At 73.6% G+C, this 21413-nt stretch carries 19 protein-coding genes and 1 tRNA gene; 14 read left to right on the top strand and 6 right to left on the bottom strand.

Translation table 11 applies throughout. The annotated features are described in order from the left end of the window. Position 1: 1 nt before the first annotated feature. Both ACFFIA_RS31750 and ACFFIA_RS31745 read right to left on the bottom strand, forming a co-directional pair. Positions 2 to 74 (bottom strand) — tRNA-Arg (locus tag ACFFIA_RS31750). 107 nt (positions 75 to 181) lie between these two features. Continuing rightward, positions 182 to 1180: an alpha/beta hydrolase gene (locus tag ACFFIA_RS31745; protein ID WP_377257912.1), complete on the bottom strand. Its 999-nt coding sequence runs from the start codon at positions 1178 to 1180 to the stop codon at positions 182 to 184. 183 nt (positions 1181 to 1363) lie between these two features. On the opposite strand from ACFFIA_RS31745, the gene ACFFIA_RS31740 reads away from it, so the two are divergent. The 6 genes from ACFFIA_RS31740 to ACFFIA_RS31715 all read left to right on the top strand — a co-directional run bounded on the left by ACFFIA_RS31740 (position 1364) and on the right by ACFFIA_RS31715 (position 8550). Further along, complete coding sequence (locus tag ACFFIA_RS31740) at positions 1364 to 2197, top strand: single-stranded DNA-binding protein (protein WP_377257909.1); 834 nt, start codon at positions 1364 to 1366, stop codon at positions 2195 to 2197. Positions 2198 to 2642: 445 nt separating this feature from the next. Beyond that, entirely contained in the window at positions 2643 to 3665 is a 1023-nt protein-coding gene (locus ACFFIA_RS31735) for a cobalamin biosynthesis protein (RefSeq protein ID WP_377257906.1), read from the top strand. A 108-nt stretch (positions 3666 to 3773) separates the two neighbouring features. After that, a complete protein-coding gene (locus ACFFIA_RS31730) occupies positions 3774 to 5306 on the top strand; it encodes a cobyric acid synthase (protein WP_377257903.1) in 1533 nt (510 codons plus the stop codon). Further along, positions 5303 to 5911: a uridine kinase family protein gene (locus ACFFIA_RS31725; RefSeq protein WP_377257900.1), complete on the top strand. Its 609-nt coding sequence runs from the start codon at positions 5303 to 5305 to the stop codon at positions 5909 to 5911. The genes ACFFIA_RS31730 and ACFFIA_RS31725 overlap by 4 nt, the downstream gene beginning before the upstream one ends. Positions 5912 to 6002: 91 nt before the next feature. Continuing rightward, complete coding sequence (locus tag ACFFIA_RS31720) at positions 6003 to 7145, top strand: M48 family metallopeptidase (RefSeq protein ID WP_377257897.1); 1143 nt, start codon at positions 6003 to 6005, stop codon at positions 7143 to 7145. Between the two features lie 49 nt (positions 7146 to 7194). Beyond that, positions 7195 to 8550 carry a dipeptidase gene (locus ACFFIA_RS31715; protein ID WP_377258164.1) on the top strand — a complete coding sequence of 452 codons (1356 nt, stop codon included), beginning with the start codon at positions 7195 to 7197 and terminating at the stop codon, positions 8548 to 8550. A gap of 194 nt (positions 8551 to 8744) precedes the next feature. On the opposite strand, the gene ACFFIA_RS31710 is transcribed toward ACFFIA_RS31715, so the two are convergent. Beyond that, entirely contained in the window at positions 8745 to 9140 is a 396-nt protein-coding gene (locus tag ACFFIA_RS31710; protein WP_377257894.1) for a winged helix-turn-helix transcriptional regulator, read from the bottom strand. A gap of 84 nt (positions 9141 to 9224) precedes the next feature. Here ACFFIA_RS31710 and ACFFIA_RS31705 point away from each other — a divergent pair, with 84 nt between their 5' ends. From ACFFIA_RS31705 to ACFFIA_RS31695, 3 genes are all read left to right on the top strand, one after another. Continuing rightward, positions 9225 to 10670 (top strand): MFS transporter, encoded by a 1446-nt coding sequence (locus ACFFIA_RS31705; RefSeq protein ID WP_377257891.1) that lies wholly within the window; start codon positions 9225 to 9227, stop codon positions 10668 to 10670. 4 nt (positions 10671 to 10674) lie between these two features. Then, positions 10675 to 12189 carry an ATP-dependent DNA ligase gene (locus tag ACFFIA_RS31700; protein WP_377257888.1) on the top strand — a complete coding sequence of 505 codons (1515 nt, stop codon included), beginning with the start codon at positions 10675 to 10677 and terminating at the stop codon, positions 12187 to 12189. A gap of 166 nt (positions 12190 to 12355) precedes the next feature. Continuing rightward, positions 12356 to 12520, top strand: a complete 165-nt coding sequence (locus ACFFIA_RS31695; protein ID WP_377257885.1) for a hypothetical protein — start codon at positions 12356 to 12358, stop codon at positions 12518 to 12520. On the opposite strand, the gene ACFFIA_RS31690 is transcribed toward ACFFIA_RS31695, so the two are convergent. Beyond that, on the bottom strand, positions 12503 to 12865 hold the full coding sequence (locus ACFFIA_RS31690; RefSeq protein WP_377257882.1) for a hypothetical protein: 363 nt from the start codon (positions 12863 to 12865) through the stop codon (positions 12503 to 12505). The two genes, ACFFIA_RS31695 and ACFFIA_RS31690, sit on opposite strands and share 18 nt — an antisense overlap. Before the next feature lie 4 nt (positions 12866 to 12869). After that, positions 12870 to 13607, bottom strand: a complete 738-nt coding sequence (locus tag ACFFIA_RS31685; protein ID WP_377257879.1) for an SURF1 family cytochrome oxidase biogenesis protein — start codon at positions 13605 to 13607, stop codon at positions 12870 to 12872. Between the two features lie 68 nt (positions 13608 to 13675). On the opposite strand from ACFFIA_RS31685, the gene ACFFIA_RS31680 reads away from it, so the two are divergent. Together ACFFIA_RS31680 and ACFFIA_RS31675 are read left to right on the top strand one after the other, a co-directional pair. After that, positions 13676 to 15166: a cobyrinic acid a,c-diamide synthase CobB gene (locus ACFFIA_RS31680; protein ID WP_377257876.1), complete on the top strand. Its 1491-nt coding sequence runs from the start codon at positions 13676 to 13678 to the stop codon at positions 15164 to 15166. After that, entirely contained in the window at positions 15163 to 15732 is a 570-nt protein-coding gene (locus tag ACFFIA_RS31675) for a GNAT family N-acetyltransferase (RefSeq protein WP_377257873.1), read from the top strand. Before ACFFIA_RS31680 ends, ACFFIA_RS31675 begins: the two co-directional genes overlap by 4 nt. 111 nt (positions 15733 to 15843) lie before the next feature. On the opposite strand, the gene ACFFIA_RS31670 is transcribed toward ACFFIA_RS31675, so the two are convergent. Then, complete coding sequence (locus ACFFIA_RS31670; protein WP_377257870.1) at positions 15844 to 17991, bottom strand: transglycosylase domain-containing protein; 2148 nt, start codon at positions 17989 to 17991, stop codon at positions 15844 to 15846. 51 nt (positions 17992 to 18042) lie between these two features. On the opposite strand from ACFFIA_RS31670, the gene cobC reads away from it, so the two are divergent. Genes cobC through cobA form a run of 3 tightly spaced genes read left to right on the top strand, consistent with a single transcriptional unit; the run spans position 18043 to position 21409 of the window. Further along, positions 18043 to 19131, top strand: coding sequence for an Rv2231c family histidinol phosphate aminotransferase CobC (gene cobC, locus ACFFIA_RS31665; protein ID WP_377257867.1), 1089 nt, complete (start codon positions 18043 to 18045; stop codon positions 19129 to 19131). After that, positions 19131 to 20168 carry a nicotinate-nucleotide--dimethylbenzimidazole phosphoribosyltransferase gene (gene cobT / locus ACFFIA_RS31660; RefSeq protein ID WP_377257864.1) on the top strand — a complete coding sequence of 346 codons (1038 nt, stop codon included), beginning with the start codon at positions 19131 to 19133 and terminating at the stop codon, positions 20166 to 20168. Before cobC ends, cobT begins: the two co-directional genes overlap by 1 nt. After that, on the top strand, positions 20165 to 21409 hold the full coding sequence (gene cobA / locus ACFFIA_RS31655; protein WP_377257861.1) for a uroporphyrinogen-III C-methyltransferase: 1245 nt from the start codon (positions 20165 to 20167) through the stop codon (positions 21407 to 21409). The genes cobT and cobA overlap by 4 nt, the downstream gene beginning before the upstream one ends. The last annotated feature ends 4 nt before the right edge of the window (positions 21410 to 21413 follow it).

The raw sequence follows: 21413 nt of genomic DNA, 5'->3' as shown, positions 1-21413 counted from the left end.
GCGCGCTCGGCAGGATTCGAACCTGCGACCAACTGCTTAGAAGGCAGCTGCTCTATCCGCTGAGCTACGAGCGCACGGCGCCGTGACGGCAACACTGGCCAGCACATACTAGGTTTCCAGGTACGCGGCTGACGAGCACCGGCTTTACGGCCGATGGCGGTGTCGGACCCTCAGGTAACGCTCAGACGGCCTCCGCCGTGCCGCTCACCTCGTCGATCCGCACCGGGCGCTCGACGTACGCGCCCAGCCAGCGTCCCACCTCGTCGAAGACCCGTTCGCGTACGGCCGGCCCGGAGAGGGTGAGGTCGTGCATGCCGCCGTCGATGCGTACCACCGTGACGTGCGGGCCGAGGCCGGGCGCCCAGCGCACCATGTGCTCCACGTCGAGGACGGCGTCGGCGAGCGTCGCCGCCTCGTGCCACTGCGTGCCGCGGAAGCTCCGTACCGAGCAGGCGAGCAGCACCGGCGCGGGGATCGCCAGGCCGGCGCGGAGGCGTTGCTGCGCCTCGCGGATCGCGGCCAGCCAGCCGGCGCGGACGGGGAAGCCGAGGAGCGGTTTCCAGGCCAGGTCGTACGTCCACTCGCCGCGTTGCCCGGCGTGGAGCGTCTGCCCGTACACCGTGGAGAGCGTGCGCGGGACGATGCGGTGCGGGCGGACGCGGCCGACGCGTGCGACGGCGGCCGCGATCGGGCGGCGCGTGACCCAGCTGGCGTTGAAGTCGAAGAACGGGCTGTTGAGGAAGAGCCCGTCGACCAGCCCTTCGGCGCGGCGGTCGTGGGCCCACAGCGAGGTGATGAGGCCGCCGGTGGAGTGGGCGTTGACCAGCATCGTGTCGTGGCCGTCCTCGGCGCGGATGATGCGGGCGGCCGCGTCGAGTTCGGGGTAGTAGTCGGTGAGGCTCCGGCAGAAGTTGGGCGTCTGGTAGGGACGGAGGCTCCGCCCGTACTTGCGCAGATCCAGCGCGTAGAAGTCCCAACCGCGCTCAATGTAGAAGTCGGCCAGATGGGTCTGGAAGAAGTAGTCCACGAAGCCGTGCACGTAGAGCACCGCGCGTCTGGTGGGCGCGGGCGCGCGACGGGAGACCAGCGTCGCGACCACGGGGCCCTCGTCGTCGTGACCGAGCTCGATGACCCTGCTCCAGTACGGCACGCCGAGAACGTCCGCTGCCCCGTCTTCCATCTCGGGAACGGTACGGCATGGTGGTGCATAGCACATCCACGCTTGATCAGGGTGTTTTCCACAGGGCGGTCGGTCTTCCACAACCGGGCGGTCACCTGGTGGCGCCCGCCTCCCCGTCGGGCCACGCTTTCGTACGAGTCGACTCGCACCACAGGCCCTTCGGACCCCAACTGGGGAGACGCGATGTTTGACACCAATATCACCATTATCGGCAATGTCATGACGGCGCCAGAGTGGCGCCGCACGAGCCAGAGCAACACGCTGGTGGCCCACTTCAAGGTCGCTTCGACGGCCCGCCGCCTCGACCGCGAGAGTGGGCGGTGGGTCGACGGTAACAGCCTGCGCGTGCGGGTCAGCTGCTGGCGCAAGCTCGCCGAGGGGGTCGCCTCGAGCGTGATGGTCGGCGATCCGGTGGTCGTGGTCGGCCGCCTCTACACGCGCGACTGGACCGACACGGAGGGAAACGCCCGCGTCACGTACGAGATGGAGGCGCTCGCCGTCGGCCACGACCTCTCCCGCGGGCGGGCCCGCTTCGCGCGCAACCGGCCGGCGATGGCCACCAGCGCCGTCGAGGACGCCGAGGCGGAAAACCGTGTGCGGGGCGAGGCGACGGAGGCGGTGCCGGAGGGCGAGGCGCCCGTGCGGCACGGCGACCACCCCTTCGACGACGTGCCCGCCCCGGATTTCGCCGCGGCACCGGTCTCGCCCGCGTCGGCGTACGACCCGCTGGCGACGATGCGCGGTGGGCGCGAGTTCGGCGACGAGTTCGACCCGTTCGCGGCCCTCGACGCCGCCGCGGTCCCCGCCGATCCGGACGACGGCGACACCACCGAGTCGGAGGCGGATGACGCCGACGACCTCGACGAGGCCGAGGAAAGCGGCGACTCCGACGACCTGGCCGCCGACCTGCTTCCGGGCGACGGGGCGGAGCCGCACGTGGGCTTGCCCGAGACGGGGGCGCCCGGAGGTTCGGGACGGGGCCGGCGCGGCAGGAGCCGCACCCCGGTGCCCGCCTAAACGACCGCCCGACGGGTTCGGCTGGCGACTCGTTGCCCGGAGGGCGGTGGTGTCCGGGGTCGTCCCCGGGCTCCGGACACCGCCGGCGGCGGCCCTTTGCCTCCCGTGGGGCCGCCGCCGGCACCTCTCAGACCCGCGGGGATGGTCGGTCCGCTTCGCCGACCGCTCCGCTCCCGCCCGTCTCGCCCGGAGCCGGCCCGCTCGAGCGAGACGGGCTCCCCGCCGGGGCCAGCCCTTGTCGGCCCCGGCGGGGCCCATCACACAGATCACGCGGGCGCCGCCACCTGGCTGGCATAAAGAGGGCAGACCTTAGGGTCGGTCCTGTCGATCATCGGCCGTCCAGACGACCGGCGCCGGGCCCTCGTCTCGGCCCGACGGGATCGGCGGCACAGACCCCTAGGCTGCCTGAGGAGGTGAGGTCATGCGACCCGGGAGTGGAGGCCCGATGAGCCTGGCCAACGCGGCTGGCATGCTCGCCGGCTTCGCCGTAGACGCGCTGGTCGGCGATCCGCGGCGATTCCATCCGGTGGCCGGGTTCGGGCATGCGGCGAGCGCGCTGGAGCGCCGGCTCTACCGGCCGGACCGGCTGGCCGGCGCGGCGTATGCGGCGATCGCAGTCGGGGCGCCCGTGGCGGCGGCCGTGGCGGCGACCGTCGCGACCCGGCGGCGGCCGGTCACGCGGGCCGTGCTCGTGGCGGCCGGCACGTGGGCGGCGCTGGGGGCGCGCACGCTGCGACGTGAGGCCGCACACATGGCGGGCGCGCTGGAGCGGGCCGATCTGTCCGCGGCCCGGGGGCGCCTCGGCCACCTCTGCGGGCGCGACCCGTCGGCGCTCGACGAGCCGGAGCTGGCACGGGCGACGGTCGAGTCGGTGGCGGAAAACACCTCGGACGCCGTCGTCGCACCACTCTTCTGGGGCGCGGTCGCCGGGCTGCCCGGTCTGGTCGGCTACCGCGTGGCCAACACGCTCGACGCGATGGTGGGGCACCGCTCGGCGCGGTACGCGCGGTTCGGCACCGCGTCGGCCCGCCTGGACGACGCGCTCAACCTGCTGCCGGCCCGACTCACCGCCGCGCTGACCGTGGCCGTGGCGCCGGTGGTCGACGGCGACCGGGCGGAGACGTTGCGGGTCTGGCGGCGCGACGGTGCCGACCACCCCAGCCCCAACGCCGGCCACTGCGAGTCGGCGATGGCGGGCGCCCTCGGGGTCCGCCTCGGCGGGCGCAATGTCTACTTCGGACGATCGGAGGTCCGCCCGTTCCTGGGCGACGGGCCGCGGCCGGTGGCGCGCGACATCCGCCGTGCGGCCCGCCTCTCCGGCACAGTCGGCGCGGCCGCCGCGCTGCTCGCCGCCGGCGTCGCCGCGGCCACCGGCCTCGCGGCCCGCTCCAGTCTCACGGCCCGTGCAGGTCACGCGGCCCGTGTAAGTCTCGTGGCTCGCCCCGGTCGCGGGGGCCGGCGTGGCTGAGCGGGCGGCGGGAGGCGGGCCGAGGGCGCGGTGCCGCTGCGGCTTGGGCGTCCGCCAGCGGTGCCTCGGCGGCCTGCGCGTCCGCCAAGGGCTTTCGGGAGGGGCGCGGTGAGCGGCGGGCTGCTGGTCGCGGGCACCACGTCCGACGCGGGGAAGAGCATCCTCACCGCGGGCATTTGTCGCTGGCTGCACCGGCGGGGCGTGAAGGTGGCGCCCTTCAAGGCGCAGAACATGTCCAACAACTCCGCCGTCGTCGTTGACAGCGCCGGCCGGGGCGGCGAAATCGGGCGCGCGCAGGCGATGCAGGCGGCGGCGAGCGGTCTGGCGGCCGACGTGCGCTTCAACCCCGTGCTGCTCAAGCCGGGCAGTGACCGGTCGAGCCAGGTGGTCCTGCTGGGCGAGGCGATCGACACTGTCACGGCGGGCAACTACCGGGCGCTGCGGCCGCGGCTGGCCGAGGCCGTGTTCGACACGTTGGCCGAGCTGCGCGCGGAGTACGACGTGGTGGTCTGCGAAGGCGCCGGCAGCCCCGCCGAGATCAACCTGCGCGAGGGCGACTTCGTCAACATGGGGCTGGCGCGGCGGGCCGGGCTGCCGGCGATCGTGGTGGGCGACATCGACCGGGGCGGGGTGTTCGCCGCGCTGTTCGGCACGGTCGCGCTGCTGGAGCCGGCGGATCAGGCGCTGGTGGCCGGGTTCGTGGTCAACAAGTTTCGGGGCGACCCCGGCCTGCTCGCGCCGGGGCTCGACATGATCCGGGCGGCGACCGGGCGGCCGGTGCTCGGCGTACTGCCCTGGCAGCTCGATCTCTGGCTCGACGCCGAAGACTCGCTCGCCTACGGCCGCGTGCTCGGCCGCCCCGGGCCACCGCGCGGGGCGGAGTGGCTGCGCGTGGCGGTAGTGCGGCTGCCCCGGGTCTCCAACGCCACCGACGCCGAGGCGCTCGCCACCGAGCCGGGGGTGCGCGTGCGCCTCACGATCGAGCCGGCCGAGCTGGCCGACGCCGACCTCGTGGTGCTGCCCGGCTCCAAGTCGACTGTGGACGATCTCGCCTGGCTCCGCGCGACCGGGCTCGCGGAGGCGGTGGCGGCGCACGCCGCGTCGGGGCGGCCGGTGCTCGGCATCTGCGGCGGCTTCCAGATGCTCGGCACGCTCATCCACGACGAGGTGGAGAGCCGCCGGGGCACGGTGCCGGGGCTGGGGCTGCTGCCGGTCGAGGTGACGTTCGGCGGGCGCAAGGTCCTGGCCCAGTCGTCGGGCACGGCGTTCGGGTCGGTGCCGGTGCGCGGCTACGAGATCCACCATGGCTACGTCTCGCGCGCCGATCCCGCTCTCGCGTCGCTGATCCGGTGCGCCGACGGGCGGGGCGAGGGGGCGGTGGCGGGCAACGTTTTCGGGACGCACTGGCACGGGGCGTTCGAGTCCGACGAGTTCCGGCGGCGGTTTCTGACCGAGGCGGCGCGGCTGGCCGGGCGGGGCGGCTTCGCGGTGGCGCCCGACACGGTGTTCGCGGCGGCTCGGGAGCGGAGCCTCGACCTGCTTGGCGACCTGGTGGAGGAGCACCTCGACACCGACGCGCTGTGGCACCTGATCGAGTCCGGCCCGCCGCGGCTCCCCGTGATCACGGCGGCCCTCAAGTGACCGGGCGCTCCTACCGGCCCGCGCCGACCGAGCCGTTCGAGGGCGGCGAGTGGGGCACGACCATCGCGGAGATCGCTCGGGAGGTCTGGGCGCGACCACCCCGACTGGGTGAGACGCGGCTGGTGGCGGTAGACGGGCCGAGCGGTGCGGGCAAGACCACCTTCGCGGGGCGGCTGGCCGGGGCGATCGGGCCGGGCACGCCCACCGTGCACACCGACGACCTGCTCGACGGCTGGGGCGACCAGGTGACGTTCTGGCCGCGGCTGGAGGAGTGGGTGCTCGCCCCGCTGCGGGAGGGGCGCGCGGGGCGCTACCGGCCGTACGACTGGGAGGCTGGGCGCTTCGCTCCGGAGTGGAGAGAGGTCGCCCCGGCACCGGTGGTGCTGCTGGAGGGGGTGACAGCCGCGCGGGCGGAGATCAGGCCGGAGCTGACGCTGGCGGTGTTCCTGACCGCCCCGCTCGATCTGCGGATCCGCCGCACGGATCTGCGCGATGGTGGGAGGCTCGCTTCGTACCTGGAAGAGTGGCGGCGTGGCGAGGAGGCGCACTTCGCGGCGGACGCCACGGCCCACCACGCCGACGTTGTCCTGGATACGACCACCTAAGGGATATCTCGGGGACGCCAGGCATGGACGCGGTGGACAGGCTGGGGCAACATCGGCAGAAGTGGCATCACACCTACCCGGGGGAGCGACCATGACGTCAGACGATGCGGGCGCGACGGCGACACCGGCTGGGCCGCCGGCGCGGCGGAGAGTGGTGCTCACCGGCATCAGCTCGCGGGCGTGGGAGCACCCCGCCGACCGGGGAGCCCTCACCGCGTTGCGCGAGCTGCGGGGCTTCGACGACGTGGTCAAGGCCTTCTTCGGGATGTGGAATGAGCGGGGCTTCCGCCTCGCCCACCTCGCCTCGGCGATCCGGGTCGATCACCGGCAGTACCCGTCCGTCTACCAGCGGTACACAGAGGCGGCGCAGTCGCTCGACATCCCCGAGCTGCCCGAGCTGTTCGTGCGGCAGTCGCCCTTCCTCAACGCGGAGGCGATCGGGCTCGACAAGCCGTTCGTGGTGGTCAACACGGCGGCCTTGCAGCAGCTCGACCAAGACGAGCTGCGCGCGCTGCTGGGGCACGAGCTGGGCCACGTGCGCAGCGGCCACGCGGTCTACAAGACGATCCTGATGATCCTGACGCGCTGGGCGGCCAACCTGAGCTGGCTGCCAGTCGGCGCCATCGCGCTGCGCGGCATCATCGCGGCGATGCTGGAGTGGTGGCGCAAGGCCGAGCTCTCCGCCGACCGGGCGGGGCTGCTGGCCGGCCAGGACCCGGCGGCCTCGCTGCGGCTGCTGATGAAGATGGCCGGCGGCGGCGACCTGTCGCAGGTCGACACGGCGGCGTTCCTGGAGCAGGCGGCGGAGTACGACGGGGGCGGCGACATCCGTGACAGCCTCCACAAGATTCGCATGACCGCGTGGAGCACCCACCCAGTGCCGGTGGCCCGGGCGGCGGCGCTGCGGCAGTGGATCGACGCGGGGGATTACCAGCGGATTCTCGACGGTGACTACCCGCGGCGGGACGATGACGCCACCGCGTCGGTCACGACCGAGATCAAGGCGGCGGCGGAGGCATACCGGGAGGAGTTCAGCCGCACGCAGGACCCGCTGGTCGGGCTGCTCCGGCGGCTCGGCGACGGCGCGAGCGACATGGGCGAGTGGGCCGGCGGGGCGGCCGGGCGGGCGCGGGCCTGGTTCGGCGCCGCGGGCGAGGCGGCGGCCCGGGCGGCCCGCGGCGAGTCGCGCACCCCGCCGGCCAACGGCACCGACACCAACGGCTCCAGCTCGTAGCGGCACGCCGGGCGGCATCGGCTCCCGGACGTAGGATTCGCTCATGACCTTGAGCGAGCCTGAGCTGCGCGCGGCGATCACGCGCGAGCTGCCCGGAGTCCGTGCCGATCTCGAACGTCTTGTCCGCATCCCCGGCATCGCGTTCGACGGTTTCGACCACTCGCACGTGGAGCGTTCGGCCGAGGCGGTGGCGGAGCTTCTCCGCGGCTGCGAGCTCGACACGCGGATCGTGCGCTCCGGCGGCGGGCTGCCCGCGGTCATCGGGCGCAAGCCGGCCCCGGCGGGCGCGCCGACCGTGCTGCTCTACGCGCACCACGACGTCCAGCCGGTGGGCGACCCGTCGCTCTGGGAGAGCGACCCGTTCGAGCCGGTGGAGCGCGACGGCCGCCTGTACGGGCGGGGCGCCGCCGACGACAAGGCCGGCGTGATGGCCCACGTGGCGGCGCTGCGGGCGTACGGCGACGACCTGCCAGTGGGCGTTGTGATCTTCGTGGAGGGCGAGGAGGAGTTCGGCTCGGCGTCGCTGGAGCGGCTGCTCGCCGAGCACCGCGACGACCTCGCCGCCGACGTGATCGTGATCGCCGACTCGGCCAACTGGGACATCGGCGTACCGGCGCTGACCACCTCGCTGCGCGGCATCGTCAACATGTTCGTGGAGGTGCGCACCGCCGACCACGCCATCCACAGTGGAATGTTCGGCGGGGCGGTGCCGGACTCGCTGACCGTACTCGCCAAGCTGCTCGCCACGCTCCACGACGACGCGGGCGACGTGGCGGTCGACGGGCTCACGTCGGCCGGCCCCACGCCGGTCGACTACCCGGAGGAGCGGCTGCGCGTCGAGGCCGGCCTGCTCGACGGAGTGTCCTTTGTGGGCACCGGGCGGCTCACCGAGCGGATCTGGCACAAGCCGGCAGTGGCGGTGCTCGGCATCGACGCGCCGCGTACGAGCGAGGCGCCCAACGCGCTCGTCCCCTCGGCCAAGGCGAAGATCAGCATCCGCCTCGCCCCCGGTGACGAGCCGAAGAGCGCGTACGCGGCGATGAAGGCGCACCTGGAGAAGTACGTGCCGTGGGGCGCGCGGGTCGAGGTGACGTTCGAGCACGACGGCGAGCCCTGCGTGATCGACGCGAGCGGGCCGATGTTCGACGCGGCGCGGGCGGCCTTCCGCACCGCGTGGGACGGCGTCGACCCGGTGGACATCGGGGTGGGCGGGTCGATCCCGTTCATCGCAACGTTCCAGGAGATGTTTCCGAGGGCCGCGATCCTGGTCACCGGTGTCGAAGACCCGCACGCCCAGGCGCATGGGCCCAACGAGAGCCTCCACCTCGGGGAGTTTGCCCGGGTCTGCCTGGCCGAGGCACTGTTGTTCGCCAACGTCGCCGCCGCAGCGCGCTCCGGAGACTGATCGCGCGACGCTGGCGTGACGCGCCCGCGGCCGGGCCAATCCTCGACGCGGCCCGGCCCGGCGCGCCGGCTCCCGCCGGAGACTGATCACGTGGCGCTGGCGTAACGCGGCCGCGGCCGGGCCATGCTCGACGCGGCCCGGCCGGGCGCGCCGGCTCCCGCCGCACCACCGCCACGCCGAACGTGCCGCCGCCGTCAACTCACTGGCGTGAGCCCGTGCTCCCGGTCGTACGACTCGCGGGCGGCGGCGATCGTGGCGCGATGCCGCTCGGCCCAGGTCGTCAGCGTGACGAGCGAGTCGTACAGCTCCAGCGCGATCTCGGTCGCCCGGTACTCGACCTTGGGCGGGACGGTCGGGTAGACCGTGCGCACCAGCAGCCCGTCGCGCTCGAGCTGGCGCAGCGTCAGCGTCAGCATGCGGCGGCTGATGCCCTCGACCGAGCGCTCCAGCTCGGTGAAGCGGACCGGCCCCTTCGAGGCCGCCACCAGGATGCCGATGCTCCACTTGCCGCCGACCCGGTCGAGCACCTGGCGGACGGTGCAGGCCTGGTCTTCGACCGGCACGGGCACATCGCTGTTTCCCTGGGACATAAAAGTGCCTCCTTACGCTGGATTTCAGAGTCACACATCATGGGTGCTGTTACAAGTCGTGCACTTAGATGATGGGTGGTTACCGTGAACCGGCTCCGGCTGGCGTTATTGATCTTCGCTTCCTTCATCATTTCGATCGACTTCAACATCGTGTACGTGGCGTTGCCCGACATCGGTGGCGAGCTGGGCTTCACCGCGCAGTCGTTGCAGTGGGTCGTCAGCGCGTACGCGGTCGGCCTGGGCGGGCTCCTGCTGCTCGGCGGCCGGGCGGTGGACCGGCTCGGCGCGCGGCGGATGTTCGTGCTCGGGTTGGCGATCTTCGGGCTGGCCTCGCTCGCCGGCGGGCTGGCGGCCGCGCCCGGCGTACTTGTCGCGGCCCGGGTCGTGCAGGGCATGGGCGGCGCGCTGCTCTTCCCCGCCACGCTCGCCCTGATCAACAACACCTTCCCCGCCGGCCCGGCCCGCAACCGCGCGCTCAGCCTGTGGGGCGTCGCCGGGAGTACGGGCGCGGTCGTCGGTCCGATGGCCGGCGGCGTGGTCACCAACTACCTCGGCTGGGAGTGGATCTTCTTCGTCAACGTCCCGCTCACGCTCGCGGCCGGGTTCGCGGCGCTCCGCGTACTGAGCCCCGACTCGGTCAGCCGCACCTGGCGCGGCTTCGACCTGCCCGGCGCGACGGTCGCCACGGCCGGCTCGACGCTGCTCGTCTTCGGGCTGGCCAGCGGACCCGACGCGGGCTGGGGATCGGCGCGGGGGGCGGGCGCGATCGTGGCCGGAGCGGTGCTGCTTGGCGCGTTCGTACTGATCGAACGGCGAAGCCGCGACCCGCTCGCTCCGCCGCGGCTGTTCGGCGTACGGAGCCTGGTCACCGCGGTGGCGCTGATCTTCGTACTGATGGGCGCGATCAACACGCTGCACTACCTGTTCTACCTGGACGTGCAGGAGGTGCTCGGCTACAGCGCGCTCGGCGCCGGGCTGGCCTTCCTGCCGATGAGCGTGATGTCGATCGTGGGCGCGGCCAAGCTGCTGCCGGTCCTGCTGAGCCGCCTCGGCATGCGCGGCGCCCTCTTCACCGGCGTGCTGGGCGCCGGCCTGTCGATGGCGGTGGTCGCGGCCGGCATGTCGGTTGACGGGTCGTACTGGCGGCTGCTGCCCGGCATCGTGTTCCTCGGGCTGTTCGCCGGCATGGTGTACCCGATGCTCTTCCTCGCCGGCGGCGCCGACGTCGCCCCCGGCGAGCAGGGCGTGGCGTCGGCGCTGGTCTCCACCGCGCAGCAGATCGGCGGCGCGGTGGGGCTGGCGGCGCTGGTGGCGGTCGCCAACGCCGGCCTCGACGTGCACGCCGGCCCGGTGCCGGCGGCGGACCTGGTGGCCGGGCTTCGTACGGCCGGCTGGGTCGCCGCGGTGGTGACGGTCGCCGGGGCGTTCGTCACCCTGCTTTACCGGTCGGGCGAGAAAGCCTCGGCGGGCGGCGAAAAGCGGGCACCGGAGCCGACCGCCGCGGAATTGTCGGTCGGGCCACTACCGTGAAGACGTGCGGTTCGTGGATCTCGTGGCGACGTCGGCGGGGGTCTCGGCGACATCCAGCCGGAAGGCGAAGGTCGAGCTGCTCGCCGGCGCGCTGCGGCGGCTGGAGCCGGAGGAGATCGCCGCCGGCTCGGCCTACCTCGCGGGTGAGCTGCGCCAGCGGCAGACCGGCGTCGGCTGGGCGACGCTGCGGGACGCGGCACCACCGGCCGTCGAGCCCACCCTGACCGTGGCGGCCGTCGACCGGGCGATCGAGGAGATCTCCCGCGTCGGAGGGGCGGGGTCGCAGGCGCGCCGGCGGGAGCTTGTCGGCGCGCTCTTCGGTGCGGCCACCGCCGACGAGCAGCGCCACCTGGTCGGGCTCTTCAGCGGCGAGCTGCGCCAGGGCGCCCAGGCCGGGCTGCTGGTCGACGCGATCGCCCGAGCCGGCGAGGTGCCGGTGACGGCGGTGCGGCGGGCGCTGCTGCTCGCCGGTGACCTCAAGGAGGTGGCCGCCGCGGCGCTGAGCGGGGGAGCGGCGGCGCTCGGCGAGTTCGCGCTGCGGGTCGGGCGGCCGCTCGCCCCGATGCTGGCGCAGAGCGCGCCGTCGGTCGACGAAGCGCTCGCCGCCACTGGCGTACCGGCCGTGGTCGACGTCAAGCTCGACGGGATCCGCATCCAGGTGCACCGCTCGGGCGACGAGGTCGGGGTCTTCACGCGCAGCCTCGACGACATCACCGCCCGGCTGCCCGAGGTGGTGGCGGCCGTGCGCGCGCTGCCGGCCCGCGAGATCGTGCTCGACGGCGAGGCGATGGCGCTGGACGCGACGGGACGGCCTCGCCCGTTTCAGGAGACGGCGAGCCGGGCGGCCACCCGGGGCGTGCCGGTCACCGCGCTCACGCCGTACTTCTTCGATCTGCTCCACCTCGACGGCACCGACCTGCTCGACGCGCCCGGGCGGGAGCGATGGGCCGCGCTCGCCGAGGCGGTGCCGGCGCCGCTCCTGGTCGGCCGCACCGCGGTCACCACGCCCGCGGAGGCGGCCGACGCCTTCGCCACCGCGCTCGCCGCCGGCCAGGAGGGCGTGGTCGTGAAGTCGCCGGATGCCGCGTACGACGTGGGGCGGCGGGGTGCGGCGTGGGTCAAGGTCAAGCCGCGGTACACGCTCGACCTGGTGGTGCTCGCCGTCGAGTGGGGACACGGGCGGCGCAGGGGCTGGCTCTCCAACCTGCACCTCGGCGCCCGCGACTCGGAGACCGGCGGCTTCGTCATGCTGGGCAAGACGTTCAAGGGCCTCACCGACGAGCTGCTCCGGTGGCAGACACAGCGCTTTCTGGAGCTGGCGGTCGAAAAGGGCGACTGGGTGGTGACCGTGCGGCCGGAGCAGGTGGTCGAGGTCGCGTTCGACGGGGTGCAGGCGAGCCCGCGCTACCCCGGCGGCGTGGCGCTCCGCTTCGCCAGGGTGCTGCGCTACCGCGACGACAAGACAGCGGCGGAGGCCGACACCATCGACACGGTGCGCGCTATCCATAACGGAACGTGAAAGTTCCACGCGAGTCCCGTTCCCGCCTATGCTGATGCCTAATGTGCCGGCCTGTCCATAAGGTGGGTGTCCGACCGGCACGCCTCCGACGTCAGCCGCTACCGGCTCTCCGGCCAACTGCCCGAGGCGCTGGCCCGGCGCGAGTTTTGTGGAGTACCAACCGTTGGTGCGCCTCGACGACGCTGCGGTGATCGGCACCGAGGCCCTGGTGCGGTGGCGCCATCCGGAGCTGGGCGTGCGGACGGCCGGTCCTGCTGCGACACCGCGCAGGGCTGGCACTTCGGCCACGCGGTGCCGCCCCGAGCTGATGCCGCTACAGGGCGGCCAGTGAGCGCACGTAGTTGACCTGGTTGTGGATCTGCTGCACCTGCTCCTGCGTGGCCACGGGGATGCGGGCCACGTACTGCCGGGGGCCGTTGGTCACCGTCACCTGCACCGTGCCCCGGTAGACGGTCTGCTTGACCAGCAGGAAGAGCAGGCTGAACACGGTCAGCACGCAGAAGCCCAGCACCGCCGTCACGATGGCCCACTTCGGCGTCTTCTGCTCGGTCTGCCAGTAGTCGGAGACCTGCCAGGAGGACTGCGCCAGCGGGATCTCGCCGGCGGGCGTGCGCACGGTCGTGGGCGTCACCGCGATCTCGCCGATGACCGCTACCACCGGCGCCGGATCCGTCATGCGCTCACCGTAGTGTGTCGGCCAGTTCCGCGCGGTCGACCGGTGCCTCCTTCGGATTCGCCTCGCGGTACGCGATCCAGCCGAAGCCGACCACCGCCAGCCCGGCGAAGAGCCACCACTGGATCACGTACCCGGCGTTCTGCCACGAGTTTTCGTGCTGGACCGAGACCTCGGTGAACCCGTCGGCCGGCTCCTCGGCGAGCACGTACGCGCCGTACACCGGATAGGGAAGCTCCTCGGCGAGCCGCGGGATGCCGATGCGGCGCACCTCGATCCGCCCCTCGCGCCGGCTCACCGAGTCGGGGCGGCTCTCGCTCAGGTGTACCCGGCCGACCACGGTCACCTCGCCGGTGGGCGCGGGCGGCACGGTCGGTACGGCGATGGCACCGCCCGGCGCGGGCGGGATCCAGCCCCGGTCGACCAGCACCGCCGAGCCGTCCGGCCGGACCAGGGGCGTGACCACCTCGAACCCGACCGCGCCCTCGACCGTGCGGCCACGGACCAGGATCTCGTTCGCCGGGTCGAAGCGGCCGGTGACGGTCACCCGGGTCCACGGCTCGGGCACGCGCTCCGGGAGTGGGACGGGCGCGATCCGCGACGACTCGTCGATGCGTTCGTTGGTCGAACTACGCTCCTGGTACCGGTGCATCTGCCAGTTGCCGAGCAGCACCATGACGATCGCCGCCACGCCGACGAGGGCGGCAAAGCCCAGCCAGCGGGGGGTCAACAGGAACCGGTACACAGCACGAGGCTACCCGTGTGATCTCAGGCACTACGCTGGTGCCGGCCAAGTGTGGGGAGGAGCCGTCGATGACCGCCGTACCGCGCGTCGTGGTGAGCGCGCCGTCGTCCGGCCATGGCAAGACCGCCGTGGCGGTGGGCCTTCTCGCCGCGCTCTCCGCCCGGGGGCTGCGCGCCGCCGGATTCAAGATCGGGCCGGACCACACCGACGCCGCCTACCTGGGCCTCGCCGCCGGTCGGCCCGGACGCAACCTCGACCCCCGGCTGGTCGGCCCGGCGCGGGTCGCGCCACTCTTCGCCCACGGGGCGGCCGGTGCCGAGATCGCCGTCGTCGAGGGCACGATGGGGCTCTTCGACAGCCTCACCGGCCGCGCCGACTCGCACTCCACCGCCGGTGTGGCGGCCACGCTCCGCGCCCCGGTGATCCTGGTCGTCGACGTCGGCGCGATGGGCCAGTCGGTCGCGGCGCTGGTGCACGGCTTCCGGGCGTACGACGAGGTGCTGTGGCTCGGTGGCGTGATCCTCAACCGGGTCGCCTCCGACCGGCACGAGCAGTTGCTGCGCGAGGCGCTCGACGACATCGGCGTGCCCGTCTTCGGCGCGCTGCGCCGCCGCGACCTGCCCGCCGCCCTGCCCTCGCGGCACGACGGTGTGGTGCCGGTGGTGCACCGCAGCGTCGAGGCGGCGCGGGGCGTGCGGCGGCTCGGCGAGGGCATCGCCGGCGCCGTCGACCTCGAACGGCTGGTCGGGCTCGCCCGCTCCGCGCCCCAGCTCGCCGTCGAGCCGTGGACCGCGCGCGGGGAGAGCCCCGCCGTCGCGGTCGGCCGCCGCCCGGTCGTCGCGCTCGCCGGCGGTCCGACGATGTCCTACTCGTACGCGGAGACGGCCGAGCTGCTCACCGCCGCCCGCGCCCACGTCGTACCGGTCGACCCGCTGCGCGACGAGCGCCTGCCGGAGGGGACCGACGCGCTGGTGGTCGGGGGCGGGCTGCCCGAGTCGTACGCGGAGGAGCTGTCCGCCAACCGCAGGCTGTGCACCGAGGTGGCCGCGCTCGCCCAGGCCGGCCGCCCGGTGATCGCCGAGGGCGCGGGCGTGCTGTGGCTGGCCCGGGAGTTCGACGGCCGCCAGATGTGCGGGGTCGTCGAGGCCACCGGCATGACCACCGACCAGATCGTGGTCGGCTACCGCGAGGCCACCGCGCGTGCCTCCACGCCCGTGGCCCAGCTCGGCGCCCGGATGGTGGGCTACAAGCAGCACCGCGGTGTGCTCAACCCGCGCGCCGGCCAGACACCGGCGTGGACCTGGGGCGGCAGCACGCCGGAGGGCTTCGTGTGGCGGCGGGTCCACGCCTCCCAGCTCATGGTCCACTGGGCCGGCTCCCCGGAGATCGCCCACCGCCTCGTGGCCTCGGCCGCTCCCGCCGACGCGGCGACCCCGGTAACACCGGTCCCGGTCCTCGCCGGCGACGCCACGACCGCCTCCGTTCCCGCCCAACCCGGCCCGCCGCTGGTGCCCGACGCTCAGCCGCCGGTCAGCCCTACTGGTGAGGTGCAAACGTGAGTGGTCACGTCGCGGTCCGCCGGTTTCCGTCGTTGACCGTGTCGACGCCGCGCGTCCACGTACGCCCGGTCGAGCCCGCCGACGCCAAGGCGGTCGCCGAGGTGTTCATGGACAAGCAGACCCAGCGGTGGCTGCCGTTCCCGCGCGAGTTCGGGCAGATCGAGGGCGGTGCCTGGTGCACCGAGAGCGCCCAGGAGCGGCGGGACAGCGGCAGCGGCGACCACTACGCGGTGGTCCGCCGCGAGGACGACCGGCTGGTCGGCTGCCTGTGGACCAAGCGCACCGACTGGGTCGCCAGGGTCACCGAGGTGTCGTACGCGATCGCGGCGGACGCGCGTGGCTTCGGCGTGGCCGCCGAGGCGGTCGACGCGCTCGCCATCGCCCTGCTGCTGGAGCACGGGTTCCAGCGGGTCGAGCTGCGGGTCGCGCCGGGCAACACCGCCTCGCGCCGGGTCGCGGAGAAGGCCGGTTTCACGTACGAGGGCCTGCTCCGCAACGCCGGTCACGTACACAGCGGCCGGGTCGATCTCGAGGTCTGGTCGCTGGTCAAGGCCGATCTGAGCTAGGGCGTGTTTCATAAGAGCATGCCCGGCCTGCGGCGGGCCCAGACGACGACCGGCGGCACCGGACGCCGCCTGGACTCCGCCTCGGCTCGACCGACCCTTATGAAACACGCCCTAGCGCAGGATGGACGCTGGCGGCGGGGCGAAGCTGCGCTTCGGCTTGCCCTGTAGGCCGTCGCGCAGCGTCTCGGCCACCGCGTCGATCGGCTTCATCGACTGGCCGTCGCCCACCGCGTTGAACGGGTAGTCCGGGTCGGCGATGAACGAGGCCGCCGCCAGGTCCGGCGTCATGCCGACGAACCACGCGGCTCGCGTGCTGTCGGTCGTACCGGTCTTGCCGGCGACCGGGCGGCCCACGGTGCCGTACACGCCGGGGGCGGTGGACCAGCCGCCGCACGAGCCGCGGGCCGCGCCGTAGCCGGTCACGCAGCGGGCCGCGTCCGCCGCCGCCCGTGCGGCCGCCGGGCTGACCGCCTGCATGCAGCGCGGCTTGGCCACCTCGACGCCGTCGTGCATCGCCGGCGAGCCGTCCGGCAGTGTGATCGCCTTGACCGGCAGCGTCTCGCAGTACTTGCCGTCCGCCGCCACGGTCGCGTACGCGTTCGCCATCTCCAGCGGCGTCGCGTCGGAGACGCCGAGCGTGAATGCGCCCCAGCCGCGCGCCTTCTGCGGCGAGGCCTGGAGCCGGTCGATGTCGGTACGCCACCGCAGCCCCAGCCGCTCGGCCATCCGCACCGCCTTGTCCGCGCCCACCTTCTGTTCGAGCTGGACGAAGTACGTGTTCACCGACTTGCCGAAGCCGGACCACATGGCGTGCCGGCCGGTCATCGAGCCGGAGGCGTTGGACGGGCACCACCGGCCGCCACAGCTGCTCGGCTCGCCGTCGCCGGCCAGGTACTGCGAGCGGTACCGGTGGGGCGCGTAGAACGACGTGGACAGTGGCATGCCGGCGTCGAGCGCGGCCAGCATGACGAACATCTTGAACGTCGACCCCGCCTGGTAGCCGGGCATGTCACCGCCGCCGAGCAGCGGGTTGACGGTGTTGGGGTAGTTGCTCGCGATCTTGCCGCGCTTGGCCGGATCGGAGTGCACACCGTTCTTCTTCTGGTCCAGCGAGTACTGGCGGTTGACCGCCATCGCCTTGACCTCGCCGCTGCCGGGCTCGACGGCGACGACCCCGAGCGCGAAGCGGCTGTTCTTGCTCTCCTTCTCCAGCACGTTCGCCTGGGCGGCGCGCTGGATCTTCGGGTCGAGCGTGGTGACGATCTTGTACCCGCCGCGGCGCAGCCGGTCCTCCCGCTCCTGCGGGCTGTCGCCGAACGCCTTCTGCCCGATCCACCACGCCTTCAGGTAGTCGCAGAAGAAGCCCCAGTCGTTGTGCTTGCTGGCGACCGAGATGCAGTCGTTGGCCGGTGTGGTGAGGCGCAGCTTGATCGGGGTCGCCTTGGCCTTCTCGCCATCCTCGGGGGTCGCGTAGCCAAGCGCGAGCATGCGGTCGATGACGTAGTTGCGCCGCTCGGTGGCCGCCCGCTTGTCCTTGCTGGCCGGGTCGTACGCGCTGGGCGCCTTGACCAGGCCGGCGAGCGTGGCCGCCTCGACCAGCGTGAGGTCCTTGGGGCGTTTGGAGAAGAAGACCTCGGACGCGGCGTAGATGCCGTACGCCCGGTGCCCGAAGTAGGCGGAGTTGAGGTAGCGCTCCAGGATCTGCTCCTTGGTGATCTGCTTCTCCAGCTCGATCGCCAGCTTCATCTCCCGGATTTTGCGGGCGCTGGTCTGCTCGGTGGCCAGCCGCACCTCCATCGGCGTCTTCGCGCTGTCCCGCAGGGCCATGCGCACGTACTGCATCGTGAGCGTCGACGCGCCCTGCTGCACCTCGCCGCCCTGGTGGTTGGCGACGAAGGCGCGCGCGATGCCCTTCGCGTCCACGCCGTTGTGCTGGTAGAAGCGGGAGTCCTCGGAGGCCACGATCGCCCGCTGGATGTTCACCGACATCTCACTGATCGGCGTGTACTTGCGATGCTCCTCGTAGAACATCGTGATGAGCGTCTTGCCGTCGGCCGCGTACACGTAGGTGGTCTGCGCCGGCGGGGTCGCTTCCAGCACGGAGGGCATGTTGTCGACGAAGTCGGCGGCAGCCTTGGCGCCTATGCCCCCGACCGCGGCGACGGGGTAGACGACGGCGGCAACGAGCACCCCTGTGATCAGTCCGGCGCGGACGAGGGGTGCCATCCGGTTGGTTGCGGAGAGTACGCGCTTCATCACTACTCAAAGGTAGGACAAAGCATCTTAAGACATGCTCTAAAGAGGCAAAACATGCCGAGCGTTGGGACGGCGTGTTATTCGTTCATGCTGGACGGTATGGATCTCGCGTTTCACGGCGATGCGGAGGTCGGCTCCGGCCTGGTCGACCTCGCGGTCAACGTGCGCCGCGCGCCGATGCCGCCGTGGCTGGCCGAGCCGATCGCCGCCACGCTCGCCGACCTCGCCGCGTACCCCGATCCGGAGCCGGCCCGCGCCGCCGTGGCTGCCCGCCACTCGCGCCCCGCGGAGGAGGTGCTGCTCACAGCCGGCGCCGCACAGGGCTTCGTCCTGCTGGCACAGGCGCTGCGTGGGGCGCGCCGGCCGGTGGTGGTGCATCCACAGTTCACCGAGCCGGAGGCGGCGCTGCGCAACGCCGGCCACGAGGTGACCCGCGTGATCCTGCCCGCGGCGTCCGGCTTCGCGCTCGACCCGGCGCTCGTACCCGATGACGCCGACCTCGTGTTCGTCGGCAACCCCACCAATCCCACCTCGACGCTCCACCCCGCCGAGGCGGTGGCCGCGCTCGCCCGTCCGGGACGCGTACTGGTGGTGGACGAGGCGTTCGCCGACACGACCGGGGAGGCGGCCTCGCTGGCGAGCCGGCGAGACCTGCCCGGGCTCGTCGTCGTCCGCAGCCTCACCAAGACCTGGGGGCTGGCCGGGCTGCGGATCGGCTACCTGCTCGGCGCGGCGGACCTGCTCGCCCGCCTCGCCGCCGCCCAGCCGCTGTGGGCCGTCTCGACGCCCGCGCTGGCCGCCGCGGCCGCCTGCGCGAGCCCGGCCGCCGTCGCGGCGGAGCGGGAGATCGCCGCCGCGCTCGCCGCCGACCGCGACCACCTGGTGGCATCCCTCCGCGGGCTGCCCGGCGTCACGGTCGAGGGGCGGCCGGCGTCGTCGTTCGTCCTCGTCAGAATCTCCGGCGAGTGGGGCACTGTGCCTGACGGCGGCCGCGTCCGGCTGGCGTTGCGCGACCTGGGGTACGCCGTGCGCCGCGGTGACACCTTCCCCGGACTGGGCGGAGACTGGCTGCGGATCGCGGTACGGGACACTGCGACCACGGATGGGTTCGTCTCGGCCCTGCGCAAAGTACTGGAGGCGTGATGATCGAGGGCATCTCCCCGCTCGACGAGGAGGCGATGGCGGCGGCTCGCGCCCTGCACGCGCGGCTGACCAAGCCGGCCGGCTCGCTCGGGGCGCTCGAAGAGCTGTCCGTACGCCTCGCGGGGCTCGCCGGCCAGTGCCCGCCCCCGCTGCCCGAGCCGGCCGCGGTGGCCGTCTTCGCGGGCGACCACGGCGTACACGCCCAGGGGGTCACGCCCTGGCCGCAGGAGGTCACCGGGCAGATGGTGGCCAACTTCCTGGCCGGCGGCGCGGTGGTCAACGCGTTCGCCCGGCAGATCGGCGCCTCGGTCACCGTGGTCGACGTCGGCGTGCTGGACGACCTGGGCGAGGGCCCCGGGCTGGTGGCGGCCAAGGTGCGCGCCGGCACGCGAGACCTGACCGTCGAGCCGGCGCTGACCCGCGACGAGGTGTCCGCGGCGCTGGAGGCGGGTGCGCGAGTGGCGTTCCGGCTGGTGGACGAGGGCGCGCGGGCGCTGGTCACCGGTGACATGGGCATCGCCAACACGACCCCAGCGGCGGCGCTGATCGCGGCCTTCACCGGCGGGGGCGCGGAGGCGGCCACCGGGCGCGGCACGGGCATCGACGACGACCGGTACGCGCGCAAGGTCGCCGTGGTGCGCGCCGCACTGGAGGCGCACGCCCCCGACCCGGCCGACCCGGTCGGCGTGCTGGCGGCGGTCGGCGGGCTGGAGCACGCGGCGCTCGCCGGCTTCATCCTCGGCGGTGCCTCCCGGCGCGTACCCGTGATCCTGGACGGCGTGATCGCCGTGTCGGCCGCGCTCGCCGCGGCGGCGCTCGCCCCCGACGCGGTCGGCGCGATGGTGGCTGGGCACCGCTCGGCCGAGCCGGGCGCCACGCTGGCCCTCGCCCACCTCGGGCTGACCCCGCTGATCGACCTCGGGCTGCGGCTCGGCGAGGGCACCGGCGCGGTGCTCGCGGTGCCGATCGTGGCGAGCGCGGTGCGGGTCCTGCACGAGGTGGCGACGTTCGACTCCGCGGGAGTGTCGGAGAAGTGACGAGCCCGTACCCCCTGGCCCTGCTGCTGCGCGGCCGCCGCGTGCTCGTCGTGGGCGGCGGCGCGGTGGCGACCCGCCGCGTGCCCGCGCTGCTCGACGCGGGCGCCCTGGTCGAGGTGGTCAGCCCGCACCTGACCCCGGCCCTGCGCGCGCTGGTCGACGCCGGCAAGGTGCGCTGGAGCGAGCGGCGCTTCCAAGCCTCCGATGTGGACGGCGCCTGGCTGGTGCAGGTGGCGGTGGACGACCCGGCCGCGGCGGCGGCGGTGAGCGCGGCGGCGCTGGAGCGGCGGGTCTTCTGCGTACGCGCCGACGACCGGCACGCGGCCACCGCCTGGACCCCCGCGACCACTCGCCACGGCCCGGTCACGGTCGCGGTGACCGCCGGCGGCGACCCGCCCCGCGCGGTGGTGATCCGGGACGCGATCCGCGAAGGGCTGCTGGACGGCACGCTGCCCGGCTGCGCGGCGCCGGCGGCCTCGCTGGAGGCGCCGGCCCGGGAGGTGCTCGGCGGCGGGCGGGTCGTGCTCGTCGGCGCCGGGCCGGGCGACCCCGAGCTGATCACGGTCAAGGGGCGGCGGCTGCTCGCCGAGGCCGACGTGGTGGTCGCCGACCGGCTGGTGCCCGGGCTGCTCCTCGACGAGCTGCGCCCCGAGGTCGAGCTGGTCGACGCCTCGAAGATCCCGTACGGGCCGGCGAAGGCGCAGGAGGAGATCAACCGCATCCTCGTCGAGCGGGCCGTTGCCGGGCTGATGGTGGTGCGGCTCAAGGGCGGCGACCCGTACGTCTTCGGCCGCGGCGGCGAGGAGGCCATCGCCTGCGCCGAGGCGGGCGTACCGGTGACGGTGGTGCCGGGCGTGACCAGCTCGGTGGCCGCGCCCGCGGTGGCCGGGATCCCGGTGACGCACCGCGGAGTGGCGCACGAGTTCACGGTGGTGAGCGGGCACGTCGCGCCAGATCACCCCTCGTCGCTCGTGGACTGGCCAGCGCTGGCCAGGATGCGGGGCACGCTGGTGGTGCTGATGGGGCTGAAGAACCTGCCGAAGATCGCCGCCACGCTGCTCGCGCACGGCCGCGCCGCCGAGACGCCGGCGGCCGTGGTCCAGGAGGGGACGACCGGCTCCCAGCGCTCGCTGCGCAGCACGCTCGCCGAGGTCGCCGCGGACACGGCCGAAGCCGGCTTCCGCCCGCCGGCCATCGTGGTGGTCGGCGAGGTCGTCGGCGTGCTGGGGCCGGTTTCCTGAGCCG

It is taken from the genome of Phytohabitans kaempferiae (assembly GCF_042433955.1).
Taxonomy (GTDB): Bacteria; Actinomycetota; Actinomycetes; order Mycobacteriales; family Micromonosporaceae; genus Phytohabitans; species Phytohabitans kaempferiae.
Note: the sequence above shows the minus strand (reverse complement) of the source record. Positions and strands in the feature narration are given on the sequence as shown.